Genomic DNA, 2,784 nt, shown 5'->3' with positions numbered 1-2,784 from the left:
ATGTATCGAACAAGGTAAAAAATACTTCTCAGTTGCTTCTGGTGGTGGTACTGGTAGAACACTTCATCCAGATAACATGGCAGCAGGACCAGCTTCTTACGGTATGACAGATACTATGGGAAGAATGCATTCAGATGCACAATTTGCAGGTTCTTCATCAGTTCCAGCTCACGTTGAAATGATGGGACTTATAGGAATGGGTAACAATCCAATGGTTGGTGCTACAGTTGCTGTTGCAGTTGCAGTTGAAGAAGCTATGAAATAGGAATATTTTAGAGTTAAAATTTAAATATAAATAAAAATAAAGCTCACGTTATGGATTTTGCAATTAGGGACGTGAGCTTTTAGTATAAGTACTGATATATTATTTGCTAGAGGGATAGTTTTATTATTAGAAAAATTAAATAAATCAATTTTTGTTTGATTGAGAACTGGGATAATAAACCGGTTCTTTTTTTAGTAATTGGGTGATATAATAGGGAACGGAGAATTACAATTTCTATTAGAGTGGTAGCTTCATACTAAAGTAACCTTATCGAATTATGAAAGGAGGTGAAATGGTATGAACAACTTTTTGCTTAATGTTTTGGCTGGGATAGTTGCGACTGGAATATGTTGTACTATTAAATACATACACAAAAAAGTAGAAGACCACTCAAAGGCGAATAAGAGTAGTCTAAACAAATAGTTTCATTTCATAAAAGAAGCTACTACTCTAGTGCAAATAGAATTGTAGTTCTTTTTTATTTATATATATTATTATACTCTATTTTAATATTTATATTCAAGTGTATAATTCTGTAAATGGCGAGTTAAAAAAAGCATATCAAATAAAATTGATTTAACTATTTTTAGCATTTATAATTATATTTAACAGGGGAAAATTTTATAAATATAAGGAGTGTAAAATGAGGAAAAAAACATTTTTACTATTAGTTTTACTAATTGTCTCGCTTGTGAGCTTTGGATGTAGCAAACCAAATGTATCTAGCTCAGAAAATACATCTACAACAAGTGACACATCTCAACAGGATTCTGATAAATCTTCAGAAAAGGCTAATCAAGACAAATCACAACAGGATAAAAACAAAAAAGAGGGTGAAATACTAGAGCAAGAAAATAAAAATCAACAGTACATAATCTGTATAGATCCAGGCCACCAAACTAAAGGGGACATGAGTGAAGAGCCTGTTGGGCAAGGTTCATCGGAAACTAAGTTCAAGGTGTCTTGGGGAACTCAGGGGGTTTCTACAAATATTCCAGAATACGAATTGAATTTGCAGGCATCTAAGATTTTGAAGAAGTATCTAGAGGATATGGGATTTAAGGTTATTATGACTAGAGAGACTAATGATGTGAATATTACTAATTCTGAGAGGGCAATTTTTGCAAATGAAAATAATGCAGATTTAGTTATTAGAATCCACGCTGATGGCTCTGATGATTCGTCTGTAAGTGGGGCATCGCTTCATATTCCGGCGAGCGATGGCAAATATACGGCAAAGATTTACGAGGAAAGCAATAAATGTGCTGAAATAATGTTTTCTGATATGAAGGAGGCTGGATTTAAGGTAAATAATATTTATGAAAGAAGCGATTTGACGGGATTTAACTGGTCAGAGGTTCCGGCTGTGTTAGTTGAAATGGGATTTATGTCTAACCCAGAAGAGGACGAAAAAATGGCGGATAAATCTTATCAAGAGAAAATGATGAAAGCAATCGCCGAAGCTACACAAACTTATTTTGATGGAAAATAACCAGATTTATTGGAGGAGTATATGAAACATAGATGTAATAAAAAAACAACAAAATCGATCTTTTTAATGTGTATTTTAACTACTTTAATCCTTGCTTTAGTTGGGTGTAGTTCAATGAGTAAGTACGAAGATGCTTACAATGAATACGAAGAGAAATTTAAACAAATTATCCTAAGTGATAAAAATCAAGATTCTTATAACAAATATATGTCAGAATTAAAGAGCAACATAGATTCTAAAAATTCATCTAAATGTGATAAAGCAATGGAATCTTTAGATTCACTGCTTGAAGCAAGTAAAAGCTATAGCATAAGTTATCTGAACAAAAAACAAAATGAAATGAATCAAAAGGAAAAGCAGGTAAACTTACTTGAAGCAGAAAAATCGACTATTGAAAATTATAAAAGCGAAATACAAAAAGCTATATCAGAAGAGAGATATAAAGATGCAGAAGGTGTATATCAAAAATACGAAGCATTTTTAGATGCACTATGTCAATCAAGTAACTACAGCTTAGAGGTGTCTCAAGTGGATGTATCTGAATATCCTACAGTTAAGCTGTATGTCAGCATAAGGGATTTGACTACAGGAGAGAGTATAGATAACCTTGAGTACGAAGATTTTTATTTAAGTGAAAACATGGAATCATCAGGTTTCCAAGAAACAAAGATAGAAAAAGCAGTCCAATTAGATCAAGAAGAGAATTTAACTATAGACATAGTTGCAGATGTCAGCGACAGTATGAATATAGGAACTTCTCAAGGAACTAATATGTCTATATCAAAGCAAGCGATGGTTAGTCTAGTAAATCAAATTCAATTTAATGTAGGCGATAAGGCAGGACTTTTGAGTTTCGCTGATAATGTAACTAGAAATCTTTACTTTACAGATAATAAATCGCAATTAATAAACAAGATAAACAACCTTCAAACTGGGAACATGACATCTCTATACGACGCATTATATGCATCTGTAAACCAAATCGTATCTACTGATGGTGCAAAATGTGTTATAGCGTTCACAGATG

General features: G+C 32.7%; 4 protein-coding genes. All 4 read left to right on the top strand.

Going from position 1 to position 2,784, the window contains the following annotated elements:
* Positions 1–265: GGGtGRT protein (locus ACI3VO_RS13195; RefSeq protein ID WP_439758364.1), on the top strand; the 265-nt coding region annotated here is incomplete at its 5' end.
* Positions 266–562: 297 nt separating this feature from the next.
* The gene (locus ACI3VO_RS13190) at positions 563–688 is read left to right on the top strand and encodes a hypothetical protein (RefSeq protein WP_439758363.1); all 126 of its coding nucleotides are present in this window, start codon (positions 563–565) and stop codon (positions 686–688) included.
* A 220-nt stretch (positions 689–908) separates the two neighbouring features.
* Entirely contained in the window at positions 909–1,757 is an 849-nt protein-coding gene (locus ACI3VO_RS13185) for an N-acetylmuramoyl-L-alanine amidase (protein ID WP_439758362.1), read from the top strand.
* Between the two features lie 21 nt (positions 1,758–1,778).
* On the top strand, positions 1,779–2,784 hold a 1,006-nt coding region (locus ACI3VO_RS13180; protein WP_439758361.1), incomplete at its 3' end, for a VWA domain-containing protein.

The sequence above is a fragment of the Intestinibacter sp. genome, from assembly GCF_051866655.1.
Lineage (GTDB): Bacteria > Bacillota > Clostridia > Peptostreptococcales > Peptostreptococcaceae > Intestinibacter.
Note: the sequence above shows the minus strand (reverse complement) of the source record. Positions and strands in the feature narration are given on the sequence as shown.